We start from the raw sequence: 26,949 nt of genomic DNA, 5'->3' as shown, positions 1-26,949 counted from the left end.
CGGCTGGCTTGCGCGCGCCCTCGGCGCCACGGCGCTTATGCGCCTGCGCGCGAAGCGCGCTTGCGCTCGTTCTCGGACAGGTGGCGCTTGCGCACGCGGATGCTCTTGGGGGTGATTTCCACCAGCTCGTCGTCCTCGATGAATTCCACCGCGTATTCCAGCGACAGGTCGATCGGGGGCGTGATCTTGATGGCATCTTCCTTGCCGGACACGCGGAAGTTGGTCAGCTGCTTGGTACGCGTGGCGTTGACCACCAGGTCGTTGTCACGGCTGTGGATGCCGATGATCATGCCTTCGTACACGGGATCGTTGGCCTTGACGAACATGCGGCCACGGTCGTCCAGCTTGCCCAGGGCGTAGGTGAAGATTTCGCCTTCGTCCATGGAGATCAGCACACCGTTCTTGCGGCCGCCGATTTCGCCCTTGTGCGGCTCGTAGCTGTCGAAGATGTTGGAGATCAGGCCGGAACCACGGGTCAGGTTCAGGAATTCGTTGGTGAAGCCGATCAGGCCACGCGCAGGAATGCGGTACTCCAGGCGCACGCGGCCGCGGCCATCGGGTTCCATGTTGACCAGCTCGCCCTTGCGCTCGCCCAGGGCCTGCATCACGCCACCCTGGTGGCCTTCTTCGATGTCGGCCGTCACCAGCTCGATGGGCTCGTGGCGCACGCCGTCCACGTCGCGGTAGACCACGCGGGGCTTGGACACGGCCAGCTCGTAGCCTTCACGGCGCATTTCTTCCAGCAGGATGGTCAGGTGCAGTTCGCCGCGGCCCGACACTTCGAAGATGCCGTCTTCGTCGGTTTCCTTGACACGCAGGGCCACGTTGGAACGCAGTTCCTTTTGCAGGCGGTCCCAGATCTGGCGGCTGGTCACGAACTTGCCTTCACGGCCCGCCAGCGGCGAGGTGTTGACGCAGAAGTTCATGGTCAGCGTGGGCTCGTCGATCTTGAGCATCGGCAGCGGCCGGGGGTTCAGCGGGTCGGTCAGCGTGACGCCCATGCCCAGGTCGGCGATACCGTTGACCAGCACGATGTCGCTGGGGCCGGCTTCGGTCACCTGCACGCGGTCGATGCCCTGGAACTTCAGCACCTGGTTGATGCGGCCCTTGTAGCTCTTGCCGTCAGGACCTTCCATGACCAGCACGTCGGTCGAAGGCTTGAGCGTGCCGGAAGTGATGCGGCCCACGCCGATGCGGCCCACGAAGGTGGAGTAGTCCAGCGCCGAGATCTGCATTTGCAGCGGAGCGGCGGGATCGCCCTTGACCGAAGGCACGTGCTTCAGGATGGTGTCGAACAGGGCCGACATGTCGGGGCCCCACTGCTCGCCCGGAGCGCCTTCTTCCAGCGAGGTCCAGCCGTTGATGCCCGAGGCGTACACCACGGGGAAGTCCAGCTGCTCGTCGGTGGCACCCAGCTTGTCGAACAGGTCGAACGCGGCGTTGACCACGTAGTCGGGACGCGCGCCGGGCTTGTCCACCTTGTTGACCACGAGGATGGGCTTCAGGCCCAGGGCCAGCGCCTTCTTGGTCACGAAGCGCGTCTGGGGCATGGGGCCTTCCTGCGCGTCGATCAGCAGCACCACGCCGTCGACCATGGACAGGGCACGCTCCACTTCACCGCCGAAGTCCGCGTGGCCGGGTGTGTCGAGGATGTTGATGTGCGTGTCGTTCCAGCTCACGGCGCAGTTCTTGGCCAGGATGGTGATGCCACGCTCGCGTTCGATGGCGTTGTTGTCCATCACCGTGTCCACGACTTTCTCGTGCTCGGCGAAGGTTCCGGATTGGCGCAGCAGCTGGTCCACCATGGTGGTTTTGCCGTGGTCCACGTGGGCGATGATCGCGATATTGCGGATTTGTTTGCTCATAGTGTTTTCCCATTGCCGCTGCGTCATGGGCGCGGCGTGTCTTCCAAAATCTGTTGAATTTCCAGTGAACTGAGCAGGCGGGCGGGGATGAGTTCCCCACGCACCACGCGCCCCACTCCCAGCAGAGCCTGGGGGTTTTCGCCATACACAGCCACCGCCTCGGCATCGGCCCAAGCGCCCTTGCGGGGCAGGCCCGTGAGAAAACGGGCCGCATCTTGCTCGCCCAGCGTGACAGCCGTGTGGCTGGCCAGCAAGGCATCGACAGGCTGCAACTGCTGCAGACGCTCGTCCTCGCCCATGGCGGCCAGCGCCTCCAGCGAGATACAGCGCTCGACACCCAGCCCGCCGGTGTCGATACGGCGCAGCGCGCGCAGGTGCGCGCCGCAGCCCAGGGCCTCTCCCACGTCCTCCGCCAGCGTGCGGATATAGGTGCCCTTGCTGCAGGTCACCAGCATCCGGATCGCCGGCTGGCCTTGGCTGTCTTGCGTCAGCGAAAGCTCCAGTGCGTGGATTGTCACTTCGCGCGCCGGACGCTCGACTTCGATGCCGGCACGCGCATATTCATAAAGAGCCTTGCCGTCCTTCTTGAGCGCGCTGTACATGGGCGGCACCTGGCGGATGGGGCCCGTGAACTGCGCCTGCACGGCGGCAAGCCGCTCGGCCGTGAGGGCGGCGGGATCGATGGCGCGCTCGCGCAGCACCTCGCCCTCGGCATCGGCCGTGGTCGTGGTCTGGCCCAGGCGCGCAATGGCCTCGTAGGTCTTGGCAGCTTCGAGCTGCAACTGGCTGAACTTGGTCGCCGCACCGAAGCACAGCGGCAGCACGCCGGTGGCCAACGGGTCCAGCGTGCCGGTGTGTCCGGCCTTTTCGGCGCGCAGCAACCACTTGACCTTCTGCAAGGCGTCGTTGCTGGACAGCTCCAGCGGTTTGTCGAGCAGCAACACCCCATGCACAGGGCGCCGCTGCACCCTTGTGCGTGGCGCGTTCATGGGGCTACTCTTCCTTCCCGCGCGAGGAGACGGCCTTGGCGATCAAGGCGTTCATGTCGGCCGCACGCTCGGTGGTGCGGTCGTAGATGAAGTGCAGCGTGGGCACGGTATGGATGTGCAGGCGCTTGAACAGGCCGTTGCGCAGGAAGCCTGCGGCCTGGTTCAGGGCGTCCTGCGTCTCCTGCGGATCGCCGATCAGCAGGCTGAAGTAGACCTTGGCGTGGGCATAGTCCGGAGTCACCTCCACGCTTTGCAGCGTCACCATGCCCACGCGCGGGTCCTTCAACTCGCGTGCGATCAGCTCCGCCAGATCCCGCTGGATCTGGTCGGAGACTTTGAAGCTGCGGTTCGGCGCAGCGGACTTGCGTGTTGCCATGTCGAATTACAGCGAGCGCGCGATTTCCTTGATCTCGAACACTTCGAGCACGTCGCCTTCGCGAATGTCGTTGTAGTTCTTGAGCTTGATACCGCACTCGAAGCCTTCCTTGACTTCCTTGACGTCGTCCTTCAGGCGCTTGAGCGATTCGATCTCGCCCGTGTAGATGACCACGTTCTCGCGCAGCAGGCGGAAATGCGCATTGCGCGTAACCTGGCCTTGCGTGATGTACGAGCCAGCCACGGTGCCGATCTTCGACGCCACGAACACGGTACGGATCTCGGCCATGCCGATGATCTCTTCCTTGCGCTCGGGAGCCAGCATGCCGGACATCGCTGCCTTCACCTCTTCGACGGCGTCGTAGATGATGTTGTAGTAGCGCAGGTCCACATCGTTGCTCTCGGCCGTCTTGCGCGCCTGGGCATCGGCCCGGACGTTGAAGCCGATGATGATGGCCTTGGAGGCCAGCGCCAGGTTCACGTCGGACTCGCTGATGCCGCCCACGCCCGAGTAGACCAGCTGCACGCGGATCTCTTCGGTGGAGAGCTTGAGCAGCGATGCGCCCAGTGCTTCCTGCGAGCCCTGCATGTCGGCCTTGACGATGATGGGCAGGGTCTGGACCTCGCCCGCACCCATTTCGGCGAACATGTTCTCGAGCTTGGCAGCCTGCTGGCGAGCCAGCTTGGTGTTGCGGAACTTGCCGGCGCGGTAGGTCGCGATTTCGCGAGCGCGGCGCTCGTCCTGCAGCACCATGAAGTCGTCGCCGGCCTGGGGCACGTCGGACAGACCCTGGATTTCCACCGGGATGGAGGGGCCAGCGGACTTGGTCTGCTTGCCGTCTTCGTCCAGCATGGCGCGCACGCGGCCGTAGGTCTGGCCTGCCAGCACCACGTCGCCCACCTTCAGCGTGCCGGACTGCACCAGCACCGTGGCCACGGGGCCGCGGCCCTTGTCCAGCTGCGCTTCGATGACCAGACCCTTGGCAGCGGCTTCCACGGGAGCGGTCAGCTCCAGCACTTCGGCCTGCAGCAGGACCTGCTCCAGCAGCTCGTCGATGCCCTGGCCGGTCTTGGACGACACGGCGATGAACGGGGACTCGCCGCCGTACTCTTCAGGCACCACCTGCTCGGCCACCAGGCCTTGCTTGACGCGGTCGAGGTTGGCATCGGGCTTGTCGGCCTTGGTGATGGCAACCACGATGGGCACACCCGCTGCCTTCGCGTGCTTGATGGCTTCCTTGGTCTGGGGCATCACGCCGTCGTCGGCAGCGCACACCAGGATGACGATGTCGGTGGCCTGTGCACCACGGGCACGCATGGCCGTGAAGGCCTCGTGGCCCGGGGTGTCCAGGAAGGTGACGATGCCGCGGGGCGTCGTCACATGGTAGGCACCGATGTGCTGGGTGATGCCGCCGGCTTCGCCCGACGCAACCTTGGTGCGGCGGATGTAGTCCAGCAGCGAGGTCTTGCCGTGGTCCACGTGGCCCATGACGGTGACCACGGGGGCGCGCGACTCCTGGGCAGCTTCCTGCTGGGACACTTCCTCGGCCGTGAAGGCTTCGGGATCGTCCAGCGCAGCGACCTTGGCGGTGTGGCCCATTTCCTCGACCACGATCATGGCCGTGTCCTGGTCCAGGGGCTGGTTGATGGTGACCATCTGGCCCATCTTCATCAGCACCTTGATCAGCTCGGATGCCTTGACCGACATCTTGTGCGCCAGCTCGGCCACGGTGATGGTCTCGGGCACGTGCACTTCGATGGCACGGAATTCCGTTGCCGCGCTCTGGTGCTGTCCGTCATTGCGGTCATTGCCACGACGGCCGCCACGCGGGCCGCCGCGCCAGTTGGAACGGCCGCCCACGCCACCGGAGCTGTCGCCACGGGTCTTGATTTCCTTCTTCTTGCCATCGCCGGCCCAGCTCGAGGAGAGCTTGGCGGACTTGACTTCCTTGCCGGCGCCGGCAGGCGCGCGCGCACCGGCTCCGCCGGCGGTCGTGCCAGCGGGCTTGTGCAGCGTGGTCTTCTTGGCATCGGCGGCAGCAGGCGCTGCAGGCTTTGCCACGGGCTTGGGCTCTTCGGGCTTCTTGGCCACGAGCACCTTCTTGGGCGCGGCCATCATGGCGCGAATGGCTTCGGCTTCGGCCAGCGCCTTGCGGCGGCGGTCTTCCAGATCCTTGGCGCGTTCGGCTTCCTCGGCCGCACGGGCCTTGGACTCTTCCTCGGCCTTGGCGCGTGCCGCGAGCTGGGCTTCGGCGCGCGCTATCTGGCCGGCAGCCTGCTCGCGCGAGGCTTCCTGCTTAGCGCGGTTGGCCTCGACAATCTTTGCGGCTTCGGCAGCCGCATAGGCGGCTGCGCGCTCTTCGGCTTCGCGCTCGCGCTGTTGGACTAGCTCGCGCTCTTCGCGCTCACGGCGTTGCTGTGCCAATTCTTCCTCCTCCCGGCCGATCATTTCGGCCTGGCGACGTGCTTCCCCTTCGCGGCGCACCAATTCCTGAGATTCGCGCTCCGACGCCGCGCGCTGCTCCTGGGCAGCCGCAACGGCAGCGGGATCGGAGGCGCCTTCGGCGGCCTCGTCGCGCTTGACGAAGGTGCGCTTCTTGCGCACTTCCACCTGGATGGTGCGGGCGCGGCCCGACGAATCGGCCTGCTTGATCTCGCTGGTGGACCGTTTGGTCAGCGTGATCTTCTTGGCGCCACTTCCGTGGCTGGCCTGCAGATGGCTGAGCAGTTGCTGCTTGTCGCCGTCGGTCAACGCATCCGATGCGTTGTCCTTGGCGACGCCTGCAGCCTTGAGCTGCTGCAGCAACGTGTCAGGGGTCTTGTTGAGCTCTTTTGCAAACTCGGCAACCGTATTACTGGACATAAATGCTCTGAACCTCCCTGACCTTACTCTTGCCCTTCGGTGAACCAGTGCTCACGCGCCTTCATGATCAAAGCCTTCGCTTCTTCCTCGGTCTGCCCGGTCAGCTCGGTCAACTCATCGATGGCCAGATCGGCCAGATCGTCGCGAGTGTGCACATTGGCCTCGGCCAGCTTGTCCACGATCTCCGGAGTCATTCCCTCGAGCGTCAGCAGATCCTGCGACACCTTGCCCACGTTTTCCTCGTGCGCGATTTCCTGCGTCAGCAGGGCATCCTTCGCACGGGTGCGCAGCTCGTTCACCGTCTCTTCGTCGAACGCCTCGATTTCGAGCATTTCCTGCAGCGGCACGTAGGCCACTTCTTCCAGGGTCTCGAAACCTTCCTCGATGAGGATGTTGGCGATTTCCTCGTCCACATCGAGCTTTTCCATGAACAGCTGGCGCGCAACGGCAGACTCGTCCGCCTGCTTTTGCGCAGACTCAGCCGCGTCCATGATGTTGATCTTCCAGCCGGTAAGCTCGGAAGCCAGGCGAACGTTCTGGCCGCCACGGCCGATGGCGATGGCGAGGTTTTCCTCGTCAACCACCACGTCCATGGCGTGCTTTTCCTCGTCCACAACGATGGACGACACATTGGCCGGAGCCAGCGCACCGATCACGAACTGTGCGGGGTCCTCGGACCACAGCACGATGTCCACGCGCTCGCCAGCCAATTCATTGGTGACGGCGTTGACGCGGGTGCCTCGCACGCCGACACAGGTGCCGATGGGATCGACACGCTTGTCATGGCTGAGCACGGCGATCTTGGCGCGGCTGCCGGCATCGCGAGCACAGCTCTTGATCTCCAGCAGGCCCTGCTCGATCTCGGGCACTTCGTTGCGGAACAGCTCGACCATGAACTCCGGCGCCGAACGCGACAGGATGATGGGCGCGCCGCGCAGCGTGGCGTCCACTTCCATGATCATGGCCCGCACGCGGTCGCCGTTGCGCAGGTTTTCCTTGGGGATCATTTCGCTGCGGCGCAGACGTCCTTCGACACGGCCGGCCTCGACGATGATGTCGCCCTTGTCCATGCGCTTGACGGTGCCCGTGAAGATCCGGTCACCGCGCGACAGGAACTCGTTGAGCAGCATTTCGCGCTCGGCATCGCGGATCTTTTGCAGGATGACCTGCTTGGCCGCCATCGCACCGATGCGGCCGATGGGCACCGACTCGATCTCTTCCTCGATGTACTCGCCTTCGGAGATGCCGGGGACGCGGTCCTGTGCGTCCATCAGCATTTCTTCGGCATCGGGGTTTTGCAGGCCCGCATCATCGGGCACCACCAGCCAGCGGCGGAAGGTGTCGTAGTTACCGCTGTCGCGATCGATGGCCACGCGGATGTCCACTTCACCTTGGTACAGCTTCTTCGTGGCTTGGGCCAGGGCCGATTCCACTGCACCGAACACCAAATCGCGCTCCACGTTCTTTTCGCGCGAAATGGCTTCTACCAACATCAACAATTCGCGATTCATGCGACGACTCTCCTATTTCAATCACGCAGAAAGGGGATGGCAATGCCCTTCTGCCCCAATGATTCGACGTACCCTGCCCGCTCCGATCAGACCGGCTTGGCAGAACGCCCCTTGAAATCCACAAGGGGAGCCAGACGCGCCTCGCGCAGCTCCTCCAGCGTGAAACCCAGCGCCTGCAGGGGCGCGGGAACACGCTTCTTGCTGACCCTCTGGCCAGGCTTGACGGGTGGCTCGTCGCTCCAGACGATCTGCCAGCCACCACCTTCGGCACGCTCCAGCGTGCCGCGGAATTTCTTGCGATTGGCGCTGACCTGCCCTTCAGCGGCAGCGCCGATGGGCTCCTTGAGGGTCAGGTCGATGACTTCCCCGACAAAGCGGATGAAGTCCTGCTCATGCCGCAGGGGGCGGTCGATGCCCGGGGAGGAGACCTCGAGGCGCGTGTAATCCGTGCCATCGACCTCCAGCGCGAACTGCAGCTGGCGCGTGATCTTCTCGCAGTCCTCGACTGTCACGAACTGCTCCGGCACCACCGGCTGGCCCTCCACCGGGGGCTGCCAAGGCAAATCAATTGTGACGCGCAACAGCCCGCCTGCCGAGCGTTCTATTTCCACCAGGTCATAGCCCAGACCTGTCACGGTTTGTTCAACGATTTGCTGTAGTGCCACGTGTAATTAAATTCAATCCTGCAAACACAAAAGACCCGGAACGCCCCTGGAACCTTGGCAGCAGCCATGTCCCAACAGCGCCGAGCCCCATGGCAATCCCTAAGGTCGCCCGAAGATCGCCCAAAAAAAAGGGCGGTTGGTACCCGCCCGTTTGGTCGTGAATATGCCATTGTATCCGCAAACGACCTTCAGGCCAAGTTCGCGCCGTACAAAAACAGGCGCTGGCAGGCACTGCGCAAGGCAGCCCAGGCCAGGGCGGACACCCCTCCGCGGGATGCTCAGGCGCCCACGCGCTCAAGCGCCTGCGCCGACTGAAGCCGCCGCAAAAGGGCCTGCGCTTCGGCGGGGTCGGCCGGGGCCGCGCCAGGGTCCTGGGCCAATGACTGCAGCATGCGCGCCACAACGCCCGGCTGGGGCAGCACCGGCCCCAGAAAGCGCGCGCGCTCGCCGTCAGCGATCAGCACAGAGGGAAAGGTTTCGATGTCCAGGTCCCCGGCCACATCCTCGCGGTCCTCGACATCAAGCCAGACGAAGTGCATCTGCGGGAACTGGGTGGCCAGCTCCGCAAACGCGCTCCGGTACTGGTTGCAAACGCCGCACCATTGCGCACACAGGCAAACCACCCACCAGGGGCTGGCTGCCGCGCTGTAGTCCGGCAGCTTGCCGGCCATTGAATCCATGGAAAACCTCTCAGAAACCACGCCCTTCCCGGGCGCGATAAACCTCCATGGTACCGATTTCCGCCGCCTTGTTGCCCCAGTCATTGCGCACATAGCTGGCCACGGCGGCCACCTGTGCGTCAGACAGCACATGGCCAAAGGGCGGCATGCCATGCGGCTGCGGCTGTTGCCGCGTGGACGGGGGATAGCCACCGTCCAGCAGCACCAGCAGCAGGTTGCGCGGCTCGGCCATGGTCACGGAAGCATTGCCGGCCAGCGCAGGAAACGCGCCCGGTGTTCCCTGGCCCTGCGCACCATGGCAGACCGCGCACTGCCGTTCGTACACAGCCCGCCCCAAGGCCATCTGCCCAGGCTGCACAGCCTTGACGGCGCCGTGCCCGTCTGTGCCGGCAGATGGGGCAGCAGCAGCACCCCGCTCCTGCAGATAGGAAGCCAGCGCCTGCAGATCCTGTGGCTGCCAGTGCTGGGTGCTGCGCGCCACGACTTCGGCCATGGGGCCCAGTGCCGAGCCTGAAGGGCCGGACCCCGTCTGCAGCAACTGCACCCAGGCGGACTCCTGGCCGGCACGCACACCCGCCTCGCCGGGATCGAGCAGCGAAGGCGCATACCAGGACTGCCCTGCCACAAAGCCGCCGGACATGGCCTGGCCGGAGGCACCCAGGCCATTGCGCGGCGCATGGCAGGCCGCGCAATGGCCCAGCCCCTGGGCAAGATAGGCGCCGCGATTCCAGGCCGGGGCCTTCCCTGGCTGGTCCTGCCAATCCTTCGGCGAAAAGAACAGCGCCCGCCAGACGGCCAGCGACCCCTGCCAGCCATAGGGAAAGTCCAGCGCATGCGGCGGCGTCTGCGCGCGCACGGCGGGCAGGCTTTGCAGATAGGCGAACAAGGCGTCCGAATCGGCGCGCGTCACGCGGGTGTAGCTGTCATACGGGAAGGCCGGATACAGCAGGCGCCCACCACGCGAGCGCCCGTTGTGCAGCGCACGCCAGAAGTCCTGCGCCGACCACAGCCCCAAGCCCGTCTCCTTGTCGGAGGTGAGATTGCTGGTGTACAGCGTGCCGAACGCGGTGGGCAAGCCCCGCCCGCCCGCATATTCGGCACCGCCCGCCGCCGTGTGGCAGCCAGCGCAGTTGCCTACCCGCGCAAGGTAGGCGCCGCGCTCGACCAGGGCGGCCTGTGTTTCGGTCGATCCCGACCAGCCGCCGTGGCCATAGGCATGACCCCCCTGCTCCCCCCGCAGGTTGAGCCAGACCAGCAGCAGCCCCACCAGGACCAGGGCCAGGACCACAAGAGCCAGCAGGGGCCACCGCCCGCGTACGCTCGCGCTGGCCGGATTTTCCACTTGGACACTCATGGCCTGCCCTCCTGACCGCCCACAGCGGCCACCGCACCGCAGCGCAGCGGCAAGGGGCGCGCCAAGGCCTCGCGCCCTCCCGGCGTCGCCGATGCAGGCCGCGACGACAGCCATGCCGTGACGGCCACGACTTCCTGCGGCGTCAGCGCCTTGGCCACCTGGTCCATGCAATCGGGAGCGGCCGCCTGGCGCTGGCCCGAGCGCCAGGCGCCGATCTGGCTGTTGAGATAGTCGCGTGACAGGCCCAGCAGACCCGGGATATCGTCGCCCGCGCCCATGAGCCGCTGGCCATGGCAGGCAGCACAGGCGGGCAGGCCCCGCTGCGCGTCGCCCTGCAGCACCAGCTGCTCGCCACGCGCGAGGTCGGCGGGCGGCAGCTGCGCCGGCACGGGCGGCGCATAGGGCAGCTCAAGGCTTGCGAAATGCACGGCGATCTGGCGCAGATAGTCGTCCGACATGAATTCGATCAGCCGGTTCATGGCCGGATAGCTGCGGCGCCCCTGCTGGAAATTCTTGAGCTGGCGGTAAAGATAGCCCGCAGGCTTGCCCGCAATGCGAGGAAAGTAGCCGCTGGGTGTGGCCCGTCCCTCGGGACCATGGCAGGCCGTGCAGGCCAGTACCCTGGACGCCATGGAGCCCACATCGGGCAGAGGCGCACTGACCACGGCGGGGGGCAGGTCCGCCATCGGCACGCCCGGTGCCGGCTGGGCTGACTGCGCCATCACGCCGCATGCACAGGCCGCCAGCCATGCGCCCAGCAAGCTCCTTGCCCCCTTGACGCCTGAAAGCCCTGTCCCGTACCGCCATCGCCTGCCATGTGCCATGTCCGACGCCTCCTGTTGCGTCCTGCCGACGCGCGAATGTAGTAAACCCGTCACAAGATGCCAGTCCAGCGGGAAAAGGCCCATCGGTTGAGACCCTGCCATGACCGGGCTATGCTGGCTTCTGGCTTGTCCAGAACATCGCCCGCAAGGGCTGGAGGACGGAAATTCATGGAATACAAGGACTACTACCGCATCCTGGCCGTGGACCGGCAGGCCAGTGCTGACGAGATCAAGAAGGCCTACCGCAAGCTGGCGCGCAAGTACCACCCGGACATCAGCAAGGAAGCGGATGCCTCGCAACGCATGGCCGAGATCAATGAAGCCAACGCCGTGCTGTCCGATCCCGAAAAGCGTGCCGCCTACGACGCGCTGGCCGATGCGCCCCGCCGCAGCGCAGGCGCCGGCGGATTCCAGCCGCCACCGGACTGGGAAGGTCAGGACTTCCACTTTCGCAGCGGCGATGGCGCCATGCCGGACGGCGATGCGGATTTCAGCGAATTCTTCTCGCAGATGTTCGGCCAGGGCGCCCGCGCGCGCCATGCGGGCGGCGGGCAGCACCGACCTCCACCCGACCTGCGCGGGCAGGACCAGCACGCCAGCATCGAGCTGGACCTGCTGGACAGCTACCACGGCGCCCAGCGCAGCCTGCACCTGCGCAGCACGGTGCTGGATGAGGACGGGCGGCCGGTGGCGCGGGACAAGGAATTGCAGGTCAGCATTCCCAAGGGGGTGCGCGAAGGCCAGATGATCCGCCTGGCAGGCCAGGGCGGCCAGGGCCTGGGCAAGGGTCCGGCAGGCGACCTGCTGCTGCAGGTGCATCTGCGCCACGACCCGCGCTGGTGGGCCGAGGGCAAGGACGTCTATCAGCCCATCGCGCTCGCGCCCTGGGAAGCCGCGCTGGGCGGCACGGTCCGTCTCGCCACGATTGCCGGCGAATTCGATGTCGGCATCCCTGCCGGCAGCCGCGCAGGCCGCAAGCTGCGGATCAAGGGCAAGGGCTTGCCCGCCGCCACGCCAGGCGATCTGTATCTGGTGCTGGGCATCAGCCTGCCGGAGCCGCAGACCGACGCCCAGCGAAAGGCCTATGAGGCACTGGCCCAGGCCTTCCCCTCGTTCGATGCCCGCCAGCAAGGCACGGGCCAAGGAGCCTCGCGATGAGCACGCCGCTGTATCCCTTCTACGAACCTGCAGAACTGCTGGATGAAGGCGCACTGGATCTGCACGATCTCGCCCGCCACTGCCAGCGCAACACCGCCTGGGTGGTGGAGCGCGTGCAGACCGGGGTGCTGTACTGCGAGAACGAGCCGGCCGGCGACGCGGCCGACGCGCAGGCACAGTGGCGCTTCAGCAGCCACATGCTGGTGCGTGCGCGCCGCATAGCCCATCTGGAGCACAGCTTCGATGCCGACCCTCAACTGGCCGCGCTGACCGCGGACCTGATCGAGGAAGTGCAGATGCTGCGCCGCAAGCTCCAGGCACTGCAGCACTGAGCGCATTCGCCCCAAAAGCAAAAGCCCTCTTTCGAGGGCTCTTGCTTTCAGAACGCGGCCGCAGCAGGCATGCATGCGGCCCGCCGTGCTCAGCGGTGACGCTTGCCGGGGTTCTTCTTGGTATGGGTGTGGGCGCCACGGGCGCGGCTCACGCGCTGGCCACGGCCGGGCGTCGGCAGGGTGACGCCGTTGGGCAGGGGAGGCTGGGGAGTGAACTTGCGGTCGGCTTCGGTAACGATCTTGTTGCCCATGGCATTTCCTTCTTCAAAAAAATGAGAACGCGCAATTAGGCCATAGACCTGCAGGCCCGCGCATAAAAAAACACATGGCCTGCTCCGGCATAGGGAAAGTTCCTGCGTTGCGCAGCCCGCACAGCCGCAGTTCCGGCAGCGCCGGCCTACACCGCGGCCCGGCGTTCTGTCCTAAAGTAGGAGCACGCTGCCAAGCGCACATGATGCCCCTGGCATGCGCTCTGCCTGAACACGGAGTTCCGCACGATGTCACCCCGCCAACCACGCACAGAAGTCACCACCCCGTCCACACCCCGCCCTGCCTGGGTTCGGCCCGCGGCAGGCCTGGCTGGGCTTGCCGTCGGGGCCGCTGCAGCCGCCTTGCTTTGGAAGGGCCTGCGCAACCCGCCCATTCCTGCCACAGTGGAGCCCGTACGCGGCTGGGACATCCAGCGCTACATGGGCCGCTGGTACGAGGTGGCCCGCATAGACCACCGCTTCGAAAAAGGCCTGGAGCGCACCCAGGCCGAATACACGCCGCTTCCCGATGGAAGCGTGCATGTGCTGAACCGGGGCTACGACGCAGGCCGCCGGCGCTGGAAGTCCGCTGAAGGCAAGGCCCGCACGGTGCATGGCCCCGGCGTTGCGGCGCTCAAGGTCTCGTTCTTCGGACCGTTCTACGGCGGCTACAACGTGGTGGCCCTGGATGCCGACTACCGCTGGGCCATGGTGGTCGGCTCGGACCTGCGCTATTTCTGGATTCTTTCGCGCACCCCTGAACTGCCCGATGGCGTGGCAGCGCGCCTGCTGGCCCAGGCCCGGCTGCTGGGCGTGCCCGTGGACAAGGTTCAGTGGATTCTTCAGGACGGGGTCAATCCCACAGGCAGCTGGTAGCGGCCCGGCGGCAGGCCGGCGAACTCAGAACCCTTCGGGCATGCCGTCACCCGAAAAGCCAGCAGCCTCCACCAGCCGCTGCGTATAGGCCTCACGCGGCGCGCCCAGCACCTGGGCCACGGGGCCGGATTCGACGATGGCACCATCCTTCATCACCACCACGTCATGGGCCATGGCGCGGATCACGTCCACATCGTGCGTGATGAGCAGATAGGCCAGGCCACGTTCGCGCTGCAGCCGCTGCAGCAGGCCCAGCACCTGCTGCTGAATGGTCACATCCAGCGCACTGGTGGGCTCGTCAAGCACCAGCACTTCAGGCTCCAGCACCAGGGCACGCGCAATGGCGATACGCTGGCGCTGGCCCCCGGAGAACTCATGCGGATAGCGATCGAGCAGACCGGGGAACTGCTCATCCGTCAGCCCGACGGCAGACAGCATGTCCACGACACGGTCACGGCGCTGCCGCCCCGTGAGCGCCGGGGCGTGCACGCGCAGGCCCTCGCCAACGATCTGCTCCAGCGTCAGCCGTGGCGACAGCGATGAATACGGGTCCTGGAACACCACTTGCACCTTGCGCCGCAGCGCAAGATTGGCCGGCGAGTTGCGCGTGGCCGGCTGCCTCCAGGCCTGGCCAGCGATGCGCAGCTGGCCTTCATGCGGCAGCAGTCCCAGCACGGCCTGGGCCAGCGTGGACTTGCCCGAGCCCGACTCCCCGACCACACCCACGGTGCGCCCGGGCATCAGGTCCAGGTCGGCGGACTGCACGGCAACAAAACGCCCCTGGCCAAACCAGCCGCGCACGCCCGTCAACGGCACCGGGTAGCTGACCTTGAGGCCCTGCGCATGGACCAGCGGCTCGGGAGCCGCCCCCGGTGTACCGGCCTGCGCCTCGACCAGATCGCGGCGCGGCACACTGGCCAGCAGCTTGCGCGTGTAGGCATGGCGCGGAGCTGCCATGACCGCCGGCACCTCGCCCTGCTCCACCAGCTGCCCGCGCTCCATCACCGCCACGCGATCGGCAAAGCGCCGCACCAGGTGCAGGTCGTGGGTGATCATCAGCACGGCCATGCCGGTCTGGCGTTGCAGGTCATCGAGCAATTGCAGGATCTGTCCGCGCAGCGTGACGTCGAGCGCCGTGGTCGGCTCATCGGCCAGCAGCAGGCGCGGGCTGCTGGCCAGTGCCATGGCGATCATGGCGCGCTGACGCTGGCCGCCGCTGAGCTGATGCGGAAAGGCGCGGGCACGGCGCACGGGCTCGGCAATGCCCGTGGTCGCCAGCAGTTCGGCCGCCTGGGCCAGGGACTGCGCCCGCGTCAGCCCCTGCTTGAGGCGCAGCACCTCGCCCACCTGTTCGCCCACGGTCATCAGCGGATTGAGCGCCGTCATGGGCTCCTGGAAGATCATGGCCACGTCGCCGCCGCGCACGGCCCGCATCTCGCGCTCGGGCAGGCGCAGGAGGTCGCGGCCGTCGAAAAGCGCCTGCCCGCCCAGTTGGGCGTCACCGGCCAGCCGCAGCAGGGACAGCGCCGTGATGGTCTTGCCCGAACCGGACTCACCCACCAGCGCCAGCTTCTCACCGGCCGCCAGATCGAAGCTCACGCCGTGCACCACGTCCTTGCTGCCAAAGCGCACGCGCAGGTTGCGCACAGACAGCAGCGTCCGGCCGCGACCGGGGGCGGAAGGCATGTCCATTGCCGGCTGCTCTGCGTTCATGCGGCGTCCTTCGCATCAACGGCCGGGGCTGCATCGGTGGCAGCGGCCTTGCGCGGGTCCAGCGCATCGCGCAGCGCATCGCCCATGAAGGTCAGCAGCAGCAGCGTCACCACCAGCACCGCAAAGGTGGACAGCGAGATCCACCAGGCATCGATGCTGTTCTTGCCCTGGCTCAGCAGCTCGCCCAGGCTGGGCGTATCGGGCGGAACGCCCAGGCCCAGGAAATCAAGCGAAGTCAGCGCCAGGATGGCTGCACTCATGCGAAACGGCAAAAAGGTGACCACGGGCGTCATGCTGTTGGGCAGCAGATGGCGCCAGATCAGCGCGCCATTGCCCACGCCCAGCGCACGCGCCGACTTCACGTAGTCGAGCTGGCGGTTGCGCAGGAATTCGGCCCGCACATAGTCCGACAGCCCCATCCAGCCGAACAGCGACAGCAGCACCAGCAGCAGCGAGACGCTGGGCGCCAGCACCGCGCTGAAGATGATCAGCAGATACAGCTCGGGCATGGAGCCCCAGATCTCGATGAAGCGCTGAAACGCCAGATCGGTCCTGCCGCCGAAAAAGCCCTGGATGGCCCCCGTCACCACGCCCAGCACCACGCCGGAGGCCGTCAGCGCCAGCGCAAACAGCACGCTCACGCGAAAGCCGTAGATCAGTTGCGCCAGCAGATCGCGCCCGCGATCATCCGTGCCCAGCAGGTTCTCGCGCGAGGGCGGCGCCGGATTGGGCAAGCTCGCAAAGTAGTTGAGCGCCTGCGGTCCGTAGGGATTGAGCGTGTACAGCGCCCAGTTGCCACCCTGGCTCAGGCGATCCCGGATGTAGGGATCCAGATAGTCGGCCGCCGTCTCGAAGTCGCCGCCGAAGGTCTTCTCGGAATAATCGTTCCACAGCGGCCAGTAGGTCTGGCCTTCGTAGCGCACCACCAGGGGCCGGTCGTTGCTGATCAGCTCGGCGCCCAGGCTCAGCACCACCATCACGCAAAAAGCGACCAGGCTCCAATATCCCAGCCGATTGCGCCTGAACCGCAGCCAGGCCCGCCGCGCCGGCGAAACCGCCGCCGCCGCCAGCGGTGCAGGCGCCCCAGCCCCTGGCAGCCCCGTTCCAGAAACCACAACGGATTGCATTTCAGTGTCCATGTCGCTCCAGGAAACGAAGCCCGGCGCCACGCGCCGCCCGTCCGCCCTCCGCGATACAGGGCGCCGTGCATACCGGGCAAGCCGCGAAGCGGCTCGGAAGGTACCTAGTCAAACCGTACACGCGGATCCACCCACACATAACAAAGATCGCTGACCAGCTTGGTCACCAGGCCGATCAGCGTGAACAGGTACAGCGTGCCCAGCACCACGGGATAGTCGCGCCGTATCACGCTGTCATAGCTGAGCAGGCCCAGGCCGTCCAGCGAGAACAGCGTTTCTATCAGCAGCGAGCCCGTGAAGAAGGCACCGATGAAGGCGGCCGGAAAGCCGGTGACGATGGGAATCAGCGCATTGCGCAGCACATGCCGATAAAGCACCTGCCGCTCCGACAGGCCCTTGGCGCGGGCTGTCAGCACATATTGCTTGCGGATCTCTTCCAGAAAGGCATTCTTGGTGAGCATGGCGGTGATGGCGAAGCTGCCCGCCACCATGGCCGTGACCGGCAGCGCGATATGCCATAGATAGTCCACGATGCGCGCGCCCCAGGACAGCTCATCCCAGTTGGCCGAGGTCAGCCCGCGCAGCGGAAACCATTGCAGCTGCCCGCCGAAGATCACCAGCAGCGCCACGCCCAGCACAAAGCCCGGAATCGCATAGCCCACCAGGATCAGCAGCGTGGTGAAGAAGTCGAAACGCGAGCCGGCACGCACGGCCTTGGCAATGCCCAGGGGCACGGCCACGAGGTAGCTGATGAAAAAGGTCCACAGGCCCAGGCTGGCCGAGACCGGCAGCTTCTCCTTGATCAGCTGCCAGACATCCTTGTTCTGAAAGAAACTGCGCCCCAGATCGAACCGCGCGAACTGCCCGAGCATCTGGAAGAAGCGCTCATGGGCCGGCTTGTCAAACCCGTAGAGGGCCTTGATCTGCTCTATGCGCTGGGGGTCCACCCCCTGGTTGCCACGGTAGGCCAGGCCACCGCCTTCGCCGCCACGGCCCACGCTGGCCTTGGCTTCGGCAAGGTACTGCTCCACCGGGCCACCGGGCACGAACTGCACGACCACGAAGGTCAGCAGCAGCACGCCCAGCAGGGTCGGCACCATCAGCAGCAAGCGTTTGAGTATGTAGGCCCACATAAGAAGTCCTGCATTATGTCGATTGCCGGGGGGCACCCCGGCCCGGGAGCGTGCCCATCATGCAACGGATCGCAACGATGCGGCGGCAGCACCCGCTCATGGAGGCGGCGCGGTCAGCACCGGCATGCGGGCCCACCAGGTATCCATGGCCCAGCTCTCGCCCTTCGCGTAGGCGGGAACCACGGCGGGCCGCACCAGCCGCCAGGAGTCGTAGACCATGCGGTGCGTTCCCGCGCTCCACTGCGGAATCAGGTAGTGTCCATGCGCGATGACACGCTCCAGTGCGTGGCACGCGGGCAACAGCTGCGCCTCGGTCTTGGCCTCGGTCATGCGCCGGATCAAGGCATCGACGGCGGGATTCTTGACTCCGGGAAAATTGCCCGAGCCGTCCGTGTCCGCCGCCCGACTGCCGAACAGGTCGGCGAATTCCTGGCCCGGGTTGTTCGTGCCCTGGTAGGCAATGGAGATGATGTCGTAGTCGAACTTCTCCACGCGCTGCTGGTACAGCGCAAAGTCCGCCGAACGAAAGCGCAGCCGTATGCCCAGCTTTTCCAGATTGCGTATCCAGGGCGAGACCTGGCGTATGCCCGACTCGCTGCTGTCCAGGTACTCCAGCTCCATGGCCTGGCCCCGCGCATTGCGCAGCACACCATCCTGAATGGTCCAGCCGGCATCGGCCAGCAATTGCCGCGCCTGGCGCAGGTTGGCACGCAGCGAGTTGTTGCCATCGGTGCGCGGCGGCTCGGCCATGGGGCCGAAAGCCTCCGGCGGAATGCTCTTGCGCAGGGGCTCCATGAGCGCCAGCTCCTCTGGCGAGGGCTCGCCATGGGTCTCGCAGGCCGTGTTGCCGAACAGCCCGCGCACGCGCTGGTAGGAGCCGTAGAACATCTGCCGGTTCATCCATTCGTAGTCCAGGGCCAGGTCCAGCGCACGGCGAACGCGCACGTCCTGCAGCAAAGGGCGCCGGGTGTTGAGCACATAGCTCTGGAACCCCGAGGGCAGCTTGTTGCTGAATTCGCCCTTGACCAGCTCGCCCCGGTCGAAGCGCTTGCCGTACAGGCGCCGCGCCCAGTCGCCGGCGCTGTAAAAACGCATCAGGTCGAACTCGCCGGCCTTCAGCGCTTCCAGCTTCGCCGTGTTGTCGCGGTAGATCTTGACGGAGATGCGGTCGAAATTGGCCGTGCCCACGCGCGCGGGCAGATCGCGCCCCCAGTAGTCCGGGTCGCGCACATAGGTGATGTCCTTGCCGAAGCGCACAGGTCCTATCCTGTAGGGCCCACTGCCGATGGGCGTATCCGTCACCACCTGGTCGAAGGGCTTGGGCTTGCCGTTTTCCATGCCCCAGTCGCGGCTGAAGACGGGAATGGCGCCCACAACCAGCGGCAGTTCCCGGTTCGGCTGCTTGAAGCGAAAGCGCACCGTGCGTTCATCCAGCACGTCGACCCCCGCCACATCGAAGAACAGCGATCGGTAGCCAGGCAATGCGTGCGGCCCCACCAGCGTGTCATAGCTGAACTTGACATCGGCAGCCAGCACGGGCTTGCCGTTGTGAAAGCGCGCTTGCGGCCGCAGCCGGAACGTGGCCGACAGGCCGTCGGGGGCAGCCTGCACATCCTCTGCCAGCAGTCCGTAGCCCGTGGCGGTCTCGTCCAGCGAGGGCCACAGCAGGGTGTCGAACATCAGTTCGGCCAGATAGGCCGGAGACGATCCCTTGATGGTGAACGGGTTGTACTTGTCAAAGGTGGAGATGCGCAGGTTGCTCACCAGGCGCAGTTCGCCGCCCTTGGGGGCCTTGGCGTTGACATAGTCGAAATGGCTGAAGCCCTCAGCATAGCGGGGCTCTCCCCACAGGGCATAGGCATGCGAGCCCCACGCCGGCACACACGCCGAGGCCAGCAGCAGCGAAGAAATCATCCAATGGCGCATGCGACAATTCTGCACCACGCAGCCAGCCGCCCGCTGGCAAACGCTGACGCGGGGCCCCGCCTTCGCCGCCAGCTGCTGCGCACTTCCACTCACTTCCTCTGGAGAACAACAATGGGCTTTCTCGCCGGTAAAAAACTGCTGATCACGGGCGTTCTGTCCAACCGCTCCATCGCCTACGGCATCGCCAAGGCCTGCCACGCACAGGGCGCGGAGCTGGCGTTCAGCTATGTAGGCGAGCGCTTCAAGGACCGCATCACCGAATTCGCTGCAGAATTCGACTCCAAGCTGATCTTTGACTGCGACGTGGCCGACGACGCCCAGATCGACAAGCTGTTCGCCGACCTGGGCGCCACCTGGGGCAAGTTCGACGGCTTCGTGCACAGCATCGGCTTCGCGCCGCGCGAGGCCATCGCCGGCAACTTCCTGGAAGGCCTGTCGCGCGAGGGCTTCAAGATCGCGCACGACATCAGCGCCTACAGCTTCCCCGCGATGGCCAAGGCGGCCCTGCCTTACCTCAATGACAAGTCCTCGCTGCTGACGCTGTCGTACCTGGGCGCGCTGCGCTCCATCCCCAACTACAACACCATGGGCCTGGCCAAGGCATCGCTGGAAGCCTCGGTGCGCTACCTGGCCGAGGCCGTGGGCCGCACGGCAGACGGCCGCGCCATCCGCGCCAACGGCATCTCGGCCGGCCCCATCAAGACGCTGGCCGCATCGGGCATCAAGGACTTCGGCAAGCTGCTGGGCCGCGTGGCCGATGCATCGCCGCTGCGCCGCAACGTGACCATCGAGGATGTGGGCAATGTGGCCGCCTTCCTGCTGTCGGACCTGGCCTCGGGCGTGACGGCCGAGATCACCTACGTGGACGGCGGCTTCAGCCAGACTGCAGGCCTGTCGGCCGACCAGGTCTAAGCGGCCACCGCCGCCCGACCGGCCCCGCAGGCATTGCCGCCTGCGGGGTTTTTTTTCGCCCGGAACCCACGACTGCGGGTCCTGCCTGCACGCGCAAGGAAATACACATCGGCCTGACTGAGGTCATTTTTGTTTTGAATGAGAATGATTCTCATGAATAATACAATTCTCAGATCAATATCAAGGAATCTCTGAAACCCTCGGAGCCAGCAGAGATGCAAGCAACCCCTGACCTCAGCCTGCCCTCTCCCGTTCCAGCCCCCATCGATGCGGCACTGCAGGCCTCGTCCCGGGTCTTCGACATCGCGGCAACGGCCCTGCCCTCGCGGCTGGCGCACTGACTACAGGTCTCGCCCCCCCACACGCCTTACGACGCACCGATTTCCCCCGTAGTCCCTGAAAGAAACCACATGAGCAACTACACCCTGCCTCCCCTGAACTACGCCTACGACGCGCTGGAGCCCCATATCGATGCGCAGACCATGGAGATCCACTACACCAAGCACCATCAGGCCTATGTGAACAACCTGAATGCCGCACTCAAGGACACGCCGCACGGCAGCCAGCCGGTGGAGCAGCTGATCGCCGACCTGTCCCTGCTGCCCGAAGGCGTGCGCGGCGCCGTGCGCAACAACGGCGGCGGCCATGCCAACCACAGCCTGTTCTGGACCGTGATGGCCCCGGCAGACCAGGGTGGCGGAGGCGCCCCCTCGGGCGAGCTGGCCCAGGCCATCGACAGGGAGCTGGGGGGCTTCGATGCCTTCAAGGCCGCCTTCACCCAGGCCGCGCTCACGCGCTTTGGCAGCGGCTGGGCGTGGCTCGTGGTGGGCAAGGACGGCAAGCTGGCCGTGGAAAGCAGCGGCAACCAGGACAGCCCGCTGATGGCCGGCATCGGCTCCGGAGCCACCCCCATCCTGGGCCTGGACGTGTGGGAACACGCCTACTACCTCAAGTACCAGAATCGCCGCCCCGAATACATCGCGGCGTTCTACAACGTAGTCAGCTGGGCCGAAGTGGCCAGCCGCTACGCCGCAGCCCGCGGCTGATCTGCCAAGCCTGCCCGCCAACGCCCCAACCCATTCCCGACCAGCATGGATCTGCCACAACGCTTCCGCTCCAAGACCAGCGTACGGTCCAACATCCGCCTGTGGATCGGCCTGGCCATCATGATGGCCGGCGCCTGGGCGCTCACCAGCCAGTTCTGGGCCTATGCCCAGAACCATCCGGTGGTCTTCCAGGCCCTGGCCGGCGGCTCGGCAGCCGCGCTGGCGACAGCCCTGGGCACCGTGCCCGTGATGCTGTCCCAGCGCCTGTCCGAGCGCACGCAGGACACCTTGTTCGGCTTTGGCGCCGGCGTCATGCTGGCGGCCTGCGCCTTCTCGCTGATCCTGCCGGGGCTGGAGGCGGTGCGTACGCAGGGCCTGTTTGGGGGCGGGAGCTGGGCGGCAGGCGCTGTCATCGGCACGGCAATCCTGCTGGGCGGCGCGGCGCTCATGCTCATGGACCGGCTGCTGCCGCACGAGCACTTCATCAAGGGCCGCGAAGGCCTGGACCCGCAAGGCGCGCGCAAGCTGCAGCGCACCTGGCTGTTCGTCTTTGCCATTGCCCTGCACAACCTGCCCGAAGGCCTGGCCATCGGCGTGGGCTATGCGGGCAACGACGGACTGCGCGCCAATGCGCTGGCCACAGGCATTGCCATCCAGGATGTGCCCGAGGGCCTGGTGGTCGCCGTGGCCCTGCTGGCTGCGGACTACAAGCGCAGCTTTGCTGTGGCGCTGGGCATGGCATCGGGCCTGGTGGAGCCGCTGGGCGCCGTGCTGGGCGCAGTCATCGTCAGCGGCTCGGCCGCGCTGCTTCCCTGGGGCCTGGGCTTTGCGGCAGGCGCCATGCTCTTCGTGATCAGCCACGAGATCATTCCCGAGTCGCACCGCAAGGGCCACGAGGCCTTTGCCACGGGCGGCCTCATGCTGGGCTTTGTGCTGATGATGGTGCTGGACACGGCGCTGGGATGAGTCCGCGCACCGCGCACGCCTGGCTCAGGGCAGCAAGAGCCCCAGCTCCCGCGCCGCCGCCCGCACATGGCGGGCGTGGCGCTCCTCGTAGCGGTGGGCTGGCATGGTCAGTGTCAGTGCCGCTGCCAACTCTCCATCGCGCTTGAAGACCGGGGCAGAAATCCCGGCGATCTCCCGGTGCCTGTCTCCCACCATGGCGCAGTAGCCATCGGCGCGCACGCGGGCCAGCTGCGTGCGGCTGCCGCCGCGCGATGCGGCGTACAGCTCGGCATCGAACGCGGACAGCACCCGCCCGCCCGCGCCCTGCCCCAGCGGCAGCAGATCGCCGGTGCGCGCATGGTCGCGCACGGGGTGGGGCGAATCCACGCGGTACAGGCACAGCCGGTCCTGCCCCTGGCGCACGTGGTAGGCCGCACTCTCGCCCGTGGCCTGCACCAGGGTGCGCAGCACGGGCATGACCACGCTGTCCAGCGAGAAATGCCGGGCATAGACGGTGTTCAGCCGCGCCACGGCCGGGCCCACGGCGTAGCGGCCGTCATCCATGCGCAGCACCCAGCCGCCATGCTCCAGCGAAGCCAGCAGCCGCAGCACGGTGCTCTTGTACAGGCGCGTGCGTTCCGACAGCTGGGCCAGCGTCAGCCCGTCATCTCCGTCGCGAAAGGCGGCCAGCAGGCTCAAGGCCCGGTCCACCGCAGCCACGCCGCCCGGCGCGGCGTTCTCGTCGGCGACCGATTCCGTCACTGATTTGCGAGGCATAAAAAGGCACCCAAGGGAAAACCCCAGGCACGCAGGCTTGACGATGGCGCGTGCAGCAGGGAATATTTCAATAGAGAGAATTAAGTTCTATCTATTAGAACGACTCAAGCAACCGATGTCAACAGGCGAATCCTGCGGTCATCGCCACCCACCACCGGATGTCCCTGCCCATGTCCTCCCACCGTTTTGACGTACTCATCAGCGAAGTCGGCCCGCGCGATGGCCTGCAGTCCGTGGCCTCCACCATGTCCACAGCGCACAAGCTGGCGTGGATCGACGCCCTGGCCCATGCGGGCCTGCAGGAGATCGAGGTCGGCTCCTTCGTCTCGCCCAAGCTGCTGCCCCAGATGGCCGACGCGGCCGAGGTGGTCGCCCACGCCATCACGCTGCCCGGCGTCACCGTGATGGCCCTGGTCCCCAATCTGCGCGGTGCCGAGGCTGCGCTGCGCGCCGGCGTCCACAAGGTCACGCTGCCCGTATCGGCCAGCCCCGCGCACTCCATGGCCAATGTGCGCAAGACCCCCATGCAGATGGTGGACGAGGTGCGGGCCATTGCCGCGCTGCGCGACGAGATCGCACCGCATGCCCTGATCGAGGCGGGCATCTCCACGGCCTTCGGCTGCACGCTGCAGGGCCTGGTGCCCGAGGACGAAGTGATTGCACTGGCCCTGGCCTGCGTGGCAGCCGGCGCCGACGAATCGGGCCTGTCCGACACCACGGGCATGGCCAACCCGGCCCAGGTGCGGCGCCTGTTCACACGGCTGCGCGCCGAGCTGGGCGAACAGGCAGGCGCGGCCCACATGCACAATACGCGCGGCCTGGGCCTGGCCAACTGCCTGGCCGCCTACGAGGCTGGCGCGCGCACCTTCGATGCCTCGCTGGCCGGCCTGGGTGGCTGCCCGTACGCGCCCGGTGCCTCGGGCAACGTGGTCACCGAAGACCTGGTCTTCATGTTCGAGGCCATGGGCATCCGCACCGGCGTGGACATCGATCGCCTGATCGCCGCCCGCCAGCCGCTGGCCGCAGGCCTGCCCGGCGAGGAGCTGCACGGCATGACGCCGCTGGCCGGACTGCCCAAGGGCTTTGCGCCCCACCCCTACGCACCGGCCTGAGCCGCGGCGACAACCCATACATTCATTCACCGTTTTCCCATGAGCCAACCCACCTCCCCCGACACGGCCGCAGGCCAGGCCACGCAACTGCCCTACGCAGGCATCCGCGTGGTCGAGTTCACCCACATGGTCATGGGCCCGTCCTGCGGCATGATGCTGGCCGACCTGGGCGCCGAAGTCATCAAGGTCGAGCCCGTGGGCCACGGCCGCGACGGCGATGCCACGCGCAAGCTGCTGGGTTCGGGCTCGGGCTTTTTCCCGCTGTTCAACCGCAACAAGAAGAGCGTGACGCTGGACCTGCAGACCGAGGAAGGCAAGCAGGCCGCGCTGCGCCTGATCGCCACGGCCGACGTGGTCTGCGAGAACTTCAAGCCCGGCACCATGCGCAAGCTGGGGCTGGACTACGACAGCCTCAAGGACCGCTTCGAGCGCCTCATCTACGTGAGCCACAAGGGCTTTCTGCCCGGCCCCTACGAGCACCGCACGGCGCTGGACGAGGTGGTGCAGATGATGGGCGGCCTGGCCTACATGACGGGCCGCCCCGGCGACCCGCTGCGCGCCGGTGCCAGCGTCAACGACATCATGGGCGGCATGTTCGGCGCCATGGGCGCGATGGCTGCCCTGGCCCAGCGCGAGAAGACCGGGCGCGGCCAGGAAGTGCAAAGCGCACTGTTCGAGAACAACATCTTCCTGGTCGCCCAGCACATGATGCAGTTCGCCGTCACCGGCAAGCCGGCCGCGCCCATGCCGGCACGCATCTCGGCCTGGGCCATCTACGACGTGTTCGAGGTCCAGGGCGGCGAGCAGATCTTCCTGGCCGTGGTCAGCGACGGCGCCTGGCGCCTGTTCTGCGACGCCTTCGGCCTGGGCGAGCTGCGCGACGATCCGCGCCTTGGCAGCAACAACGACCGCGTGCTGGCGCGCAGCTGGCTGATGCCGCTGCTGCGCGAGAAGATGGCCCCGCACAGCGCCGCCCACATCGCCGAGGTCTTCGAGAAGAACGGCCTGCCCTTCGCCCCCATCGCACGCCCGCAGGACCTGCTGCAAGACCCGCACCTGAACGCCACGGGCGCGCTGGCCCCCATCACCCTGCCCGATGGCCGCGAGACCAAGACCGTGCTGCTGCCCTTCACGCTGGACGGCAAGCGCCTGGATGTGCGCCTGTCGCCCCCGCGCCTGGGCGAGCACAGCCTGGAGATCCTCACCGCACTGGGCTACAGCAGCGAGCAGGCCCTGGCCCTGGCCCAGGGCGAGGCCACCGACAGCCACGCCAAGGCCTCCCATTGATGCCAGGCTGAGCCACTGAAGCCGCCGCCGTCCACCCGACGCGCGGCGCCCCTGCAACCTTGCACCCCATCCACCCCACACCGGACGACGCTTGCCGCGCGCCCGGCGGGGAGGCCTTTTCCCAAAAATTCCCGGAGACAACACCATGCCCGCCATCCACCGCAACCCGGCCGCCCAAAACCGGACACAGACACTGACCCAGGCCCGCCCTTGTTCCGCCCCGCGCCGCCAGTTGCTGCTGTGCGCCCTGCCCGCATTGGCTGCCGCCCTGCTCCCGCTGGCGGCCCAGGCCCAGCCCGGCAACTGGCCCTCGCGCGCCGTGCGCATGGTCGTGCCCTACACGCCGGGCGGCGGCACGGACGCGGTCGCGCGCCAGATCAGCGAGCGCGTGGGCACGCTGAACCAATGGACCGTGGTGGTGGACAACAAGCCCGGCGCGGGCGGCAACATCGGGCTGGATGCGGTGGCCAAGTCCGCGCCGGATGGCTATACCTTCGGCATGGGCCAGACCGCCAACCTCGCCATCAACCCCGCCCTGCTGCCCAGCATGCCCTTCAACCCGCGCACCGACCTGATCCCCGTGGCCCTGGTCGCCGCCCAGCCCACGGTGCTGGTCGTGCCGCAGGACTCGCCATGGAAATCGGTGCAGGACCTGGTCAAGGCCGCCAAGGCCGACCCGGGCGGCATCCGTCAGGGACTGGCATCGACGGGCACGGTGGGCCACCTGGCCGGCGAGATGCTGGCCTTCAAGGCCGGCATCCAGGTGCTCAACGTGCCCTACAAGGGCGCAGCGCCGGCCGTGACCGACCTGCTGGGCAAGCAGACGCACTACATGTTCGGCACGCCCCAGGCCGTCTATCCGCTGCTCAAGGGCGGCAAGCTGCGCGCCCTGGCCGTGACCTCGGCCAGGCGCCTGCCCATCCTGCCGGAGGTACCCACCGTGGCCGAGTCGGGCTATGCAGGCTTCGAGGCCGTGGACTGGAAGCTCATCGTCGCGCCCAAGGGCACGCCGGACGCCATCGTGCAGAAGATGAATACCGCCGTGAACGCGGCCCTGCAGCAGCCCGCCGTGCAGCAGCAACTGCAGGCCGAGGGCAGCACGGCCCTGGGCGGCAGCATGCAGGACGCGGCCCGGTACCTGCTCAAGGAGCAGACGGACTGGGCCGCGCTGATCCGCGATGCCAGGATCCGCCTGGAGTGAGCGGCAAACAGCGGGCAA

General features: G+C 66.6%; 25 protein-coding genes. 10 read left to right on the top strand and 15 right to left on the bottom strand.

Annotated features, from left to right (window positions below; all coding sequences use genetic code 11):
- Window positions 1–35: 35 nt before the first annotated feature.
- The 9 genes from typA to AC5I49_RS08305 form a co-directional block, all read right to left on the bottom strand.
- Window positions 36–1,865, bottom strand: a complete 1,830-nt coding sequence (gene typA / locus AC5I49_RS08345; RefSeq protein WP_026062109.1) for a translational GTPase TypA — start codon at window positions 1,863–1,865, stop codon at window positions 36–38.
- Between the two features lie 23 nt (window positions 1,866–1,888).
- The gene (gene truB / locus AC5I49_RS08340; RefSeq protein WP_016448882.1) at window positions 1,889–2,854 is read right to left on the bottom strand and encodes a tRNA pseudouridine(55) synthase TruB; all 966 of its coding nucleotides are present in this window, start codon (window positions 2,852–2,854) and stop codon (window positions 1,889–1,891) included.
- Window positions 2,855–2,858: 4 nt separating this feature from the next.
- Window positions 2,859–3,230 (bottom strand): 30S ribosome-binding factor RbfA, encoded by a 372-nt coding sequence (rbfA, locus tag AC5I49_RS08335; RefSeq protein WP_016448883.1) that lies wholly within the window; start codon window positions 3,228–3,230, stop codon window positions 2,859–2,861.
- A gap of 6 nt (window positions 3,231–3,236) precedes the next feature.
- A complete protein-coding gene (gene infB, locus AC5I49_RS08330) occupies window positions 3,237–6,092 on the bottom strand; it encodes a translation initiation factor IF-2 (protein WP_016448884.1) in 2,856 nt (951 codons plus the stop codon).
- A 23-nt stretch (window positions 6,093–6,115) separates the two neighbouring features.
- The gene (gene nusA / locus AC5I49_RS08325) at window positions 6,116–7,603 is read right to left on the bottom strand and encodes a transcription termination factor NusA (RefSeq protein WP_016448885.1); all 1,488 of its coding nucleotides are present in this window, start codon (window positions 7,601–7,603) and stop codon (window positions 6,116–6,118) included.
- 86 nt (window positions 7,604–7,689) lie between these two features.
- Window positions 7,690–8,268, bottom strand: coding sequence for a ribosome maturation factor RimP (gene rimP, locus AC5I49_RS08320; protein WP_374005454.1), 579 nt, complete (start codon window positions 8,266–8,268; stop codon window positions 7,690–7,692).
- Between the two features lie 278 nt (window positions 8,269–8,546).
- Window positions 8,547–8,948 carry a thioredoxin family protein gene (locus AC5I49_RS08315; protein WP_495789166.1) on the bottom strand — a complete coding sequence of 134 codons (402 nt, stop codon included), beginning with the start codon at window positions 8,946–8,948 and terminating at the stop codon, window positions 8,547–8,549.
- Between the two features lie 10 nt (window positions 8,949–8,958).
- The gene (locus AC5I49_RS08310; RefSeq protein ID WP_495789165.1) at window positions 8,959–10,302 is read right to left on the bottom strand and encodes a c-type cytochrome; all 1,344 of its coding nucleotides are present in this window, start codon (window positions 10,300–10,302) and stop codon (window positions 8,959–8,961) included.
- Complete coding sequence (locus AC5I49_RS08305; protein WP_495789164.1) at window positions 10,299–11,126, bottom strand: c-type cytochrome; 828 nt, start codon at window positions 11,124–11,126, stop codon at window positions 10,299–10,301. Before AC5I49_RS08305 ends, AC5I49_RS08310 begins: the two co-directional genes overlap by 4 nt.
- 168 nt (window positions 11,127–11,294) lie before the next feature.
- Here AC5I49_RS08305 and AC5I49_RS08300 point away from each other — a divergent pair, with 168 nt between their 5' ends.
- Together AC5I49_RS08300 and AC5I49_RS08295 are read left to right on the top strand one after the other, a co-directional pair.
- On the top strand, window positions 11,295–12,284 hold the full coding sequence (locus AC5I49_RS08300) for a DnaJ C-terminal domain-containing protein (RefSeq protein WP_046984397.1): 990 nt from the start codon (window positions 11,295–11,297) through the stop codon (window positions 12,282–12,284).
- Window positions 12,281–12,616 carry a hypothetical protein gene (locus AC5I49_RS08295; protein ID WP_016448891.1) on the top strand — a complete coding sequence of 112 codons (336 nt, stop codon included), beginning with the start codon at window positions 12,281–12,283 and terminating at the stop codon, window positions 12,614–12,616. Before AC5I49_RS08300 ends, AC5I49_RS08295 begins: the two co-directional genes overlap by 4 nt.
- 89 nt (window positions 12,617–12,705) lie before the next feature.
- On the opposite strand, the gene AC5I49_RS08290 is transcribed toward AC5I49_RS08295, so the two are convergent.
- Window positions 12,706–12,867 (bottom strand): hypothetical protein, encoded by a 162-nt coding sequence (locus AC5I49_RS08290; RefSeq protein ID WP_012204826.1) that lies wholly within the window; start codon window positions 12,865–12,867, stop codon window positions 12,706–12,708.
- 246 nt (window positions 12,868–13,113) lie between these two features.
- On the opposite strand from AC5I49_RS08290, the gene AC5I49_RS08285 reads away from it, so the two are divergent.
- Window positions 13,114–13,740, top strand: coding sequence for a lipocalin family protein (locus tag AC5I49_RS08285; RefSeq protein ID WP_016448892.1), 627 nt, complete (start codon window positions 13,114–13,116; stop codon window positions 13,738–13,740).
- A gap of 24 nt (window positions 13,741–13,764) precedes the next feature.
- On the opposite strand, the gene AC5I49_RS08280 is transcribed toward AC5I49_RS08285, so the two are convergent.
- From AC5I49_RS08280 to AC5I49_RS08265, 4 genes are all read right to left on the bottom strand, one after another.
- On the bottom strand, window positions 13,765–15,453 hold the full coding sequence (locus AC5I49_RS08280; protein WP_026062105.1) for an ABC transporter ATP-binding protein: 1,689 nt from the start codon (window positions 15,451–15,453) through the stop codon (window positions 13,765–13,767).
- Entirely contained in the window at window positions 15,450–16,592 is a 1,143-nt protein-coding gene (locus tag AC5I49_RS08275; protein WP_074924285.1) for an ABC transporter permease, read from the bottom strand. The genes AC5I49_RS08280 and AC5I49_RS08275 overlap by 4 nt, the downstream gene beginning before the upstream one ends.
- Before the next feature lie 104 nt (window positions 16,593–16,696).
- Window positions 16,697–17,725, bottom strand: a complete 1,029-nt coding sequence (locus AC5I49_RS08270) for a microcin C ABC transporter permease YejB (RefSeq protein WP_016448895.1) — start codon at window positions 17,723–17,725, stop codon at window positions 16,697–16,699.
- A 96-nt stretch (window positions 17,726–17,821) separates the two neighbouring features.
- Window positions 17,822–19,651, bottom strand: a complete 1,830-nt coding sequence (locus tag AC5I49_RS08265; RefSeq protein WP_034348785.1) for an extracellular solute-binding protein — start codon at window positions 19,649–19,651, stop codon at window positions 17,822–17,824.
- 111 nt (window positions 19,652–19,762) lie between these two features.
- Here AC5I49_RS08265 and fabI point away from each other — a divergent pair, with 111 nt between their 5' ends.
- The 4 genes from fabI to AC5I49_RS08245 all read left to right on the top strand — a co-directional run bounded on the left by fabI (window position 19,763) and on the right by AC5I49_RS08245 (window position 22,575).
- Complete coding sequence (gene fabI, locus AC5I49_RS08260) at window positions 19,763–20,563, top strand: enoyl-ACP reductase FabI (RefSeq protein ID WP_016448897.1); 801 nt, start codon at window positions 19,763–19,765, stop codon at window positions 20,561–20,563.
- 215 nt (window positions 20,564–20,778) lie between these two features.
- Complete coding sequence (locus tag AC5I49_RS08255; RefSeq protein ID WP_016448898.1) at window positions 20,779–20,904, top strand: hypothetical protein; 126 nt, start codon at window positions 20,779–20,781, stop codon at window positions 20,902–20,904.
- 69 nt (window positions 20,905–20,973) lie between these two features.
- Window positions 20,974–21,609: a superoxide dismutase gene (locus AC5I49_RS08250; RefSeq protein ID WP_310038525.1), complete on the top strand. Its 636-nt coding sequence runs from the start codon at window positions 20,974–20,976 to the stop codon at window positions 21,607–21,609.
- A gap of 45 nt (window positions 21,610–21,654) precedes the next feature.
- Complete coding sequence (locus tag AC5I49_RS08245; protein WP_310038527.1) at window positions 21,655–22,575, top strand: ZIP family metal transporter; 921 nt, start codon at window positions 21,655–21,657, stop codon at window positions 22,573–22,575.
- Window positions 22,576–22,599: 24 nt separating this feature from the next.
- On the opposite strand, the gene AC5I49_RS08240 is transcribed toward AC5I49_RS08245, so the two are convergent.
- Complete coding sequence (locus tag AC5I49_RS08240) at window positions 22,600–23,331, bottom strand: IclR family transcriptional regulator (protein ID WP_495789163.1); 732 nt, start codon at window positions 23,329–23,331, stop codon at window positions 22,600–22,602.
- A gap of 158 nt (window positions 23,332–23,489) precedes the next feature.
- Between AC5I49_RS08240 and AC5I49_RS08235 the strand changes: the two genes are divergently transcribed.
- The 3 genes from AC5I49_RS08235 to AC5I49_RS08225 all read left to right on the top strand — a co-directional run bounded on the left by AC5I49_RS08235 (window position 23,490) and on the right by AC5I49_RS08225 (window position 26,931).
- Entirely contained in the window at window positions 23,490–24,443 is a 954-nt protein-coding gene (locus AC5I49_RS08235; protein WP_061287772.1) for a hydroxymethylglutaryl-CoA lyase, read from the top strand.
- 39 nt (window positions 24,444–24,482) lie between these two features.
- Complete coding sequence (locus AC5I49_RS08230) at window positions 24,483–25,730, top strand: CaiB/BaiF CoA transferase family protein (protein WP_495789162.1); 1,248 nt, start codon at window positions 24,483–24,485, stop codon at window positions 25,728–25,730.
- Between the two features lie 145 nt (window positions 25,731–25,875).
- Entirely contained in the window at window positions 25,876–26,931 is a 1,056-nt protein-coding gene (locus AC5I49_RS08225; protein ID WP_495789161.1) for a Bug family tripartite tricarboxylate transporter substrate binding protein, read from the top strand.
- Window positions 26,932–26,949 lie beyond the last annotated feature (18 nt).

The sequence above is a fragment of the Delftia sp. genome (assembly GCF_059499305.1).
This window is presented reverse-complemented; position numbering and strand designations above follow the sequence as displayed.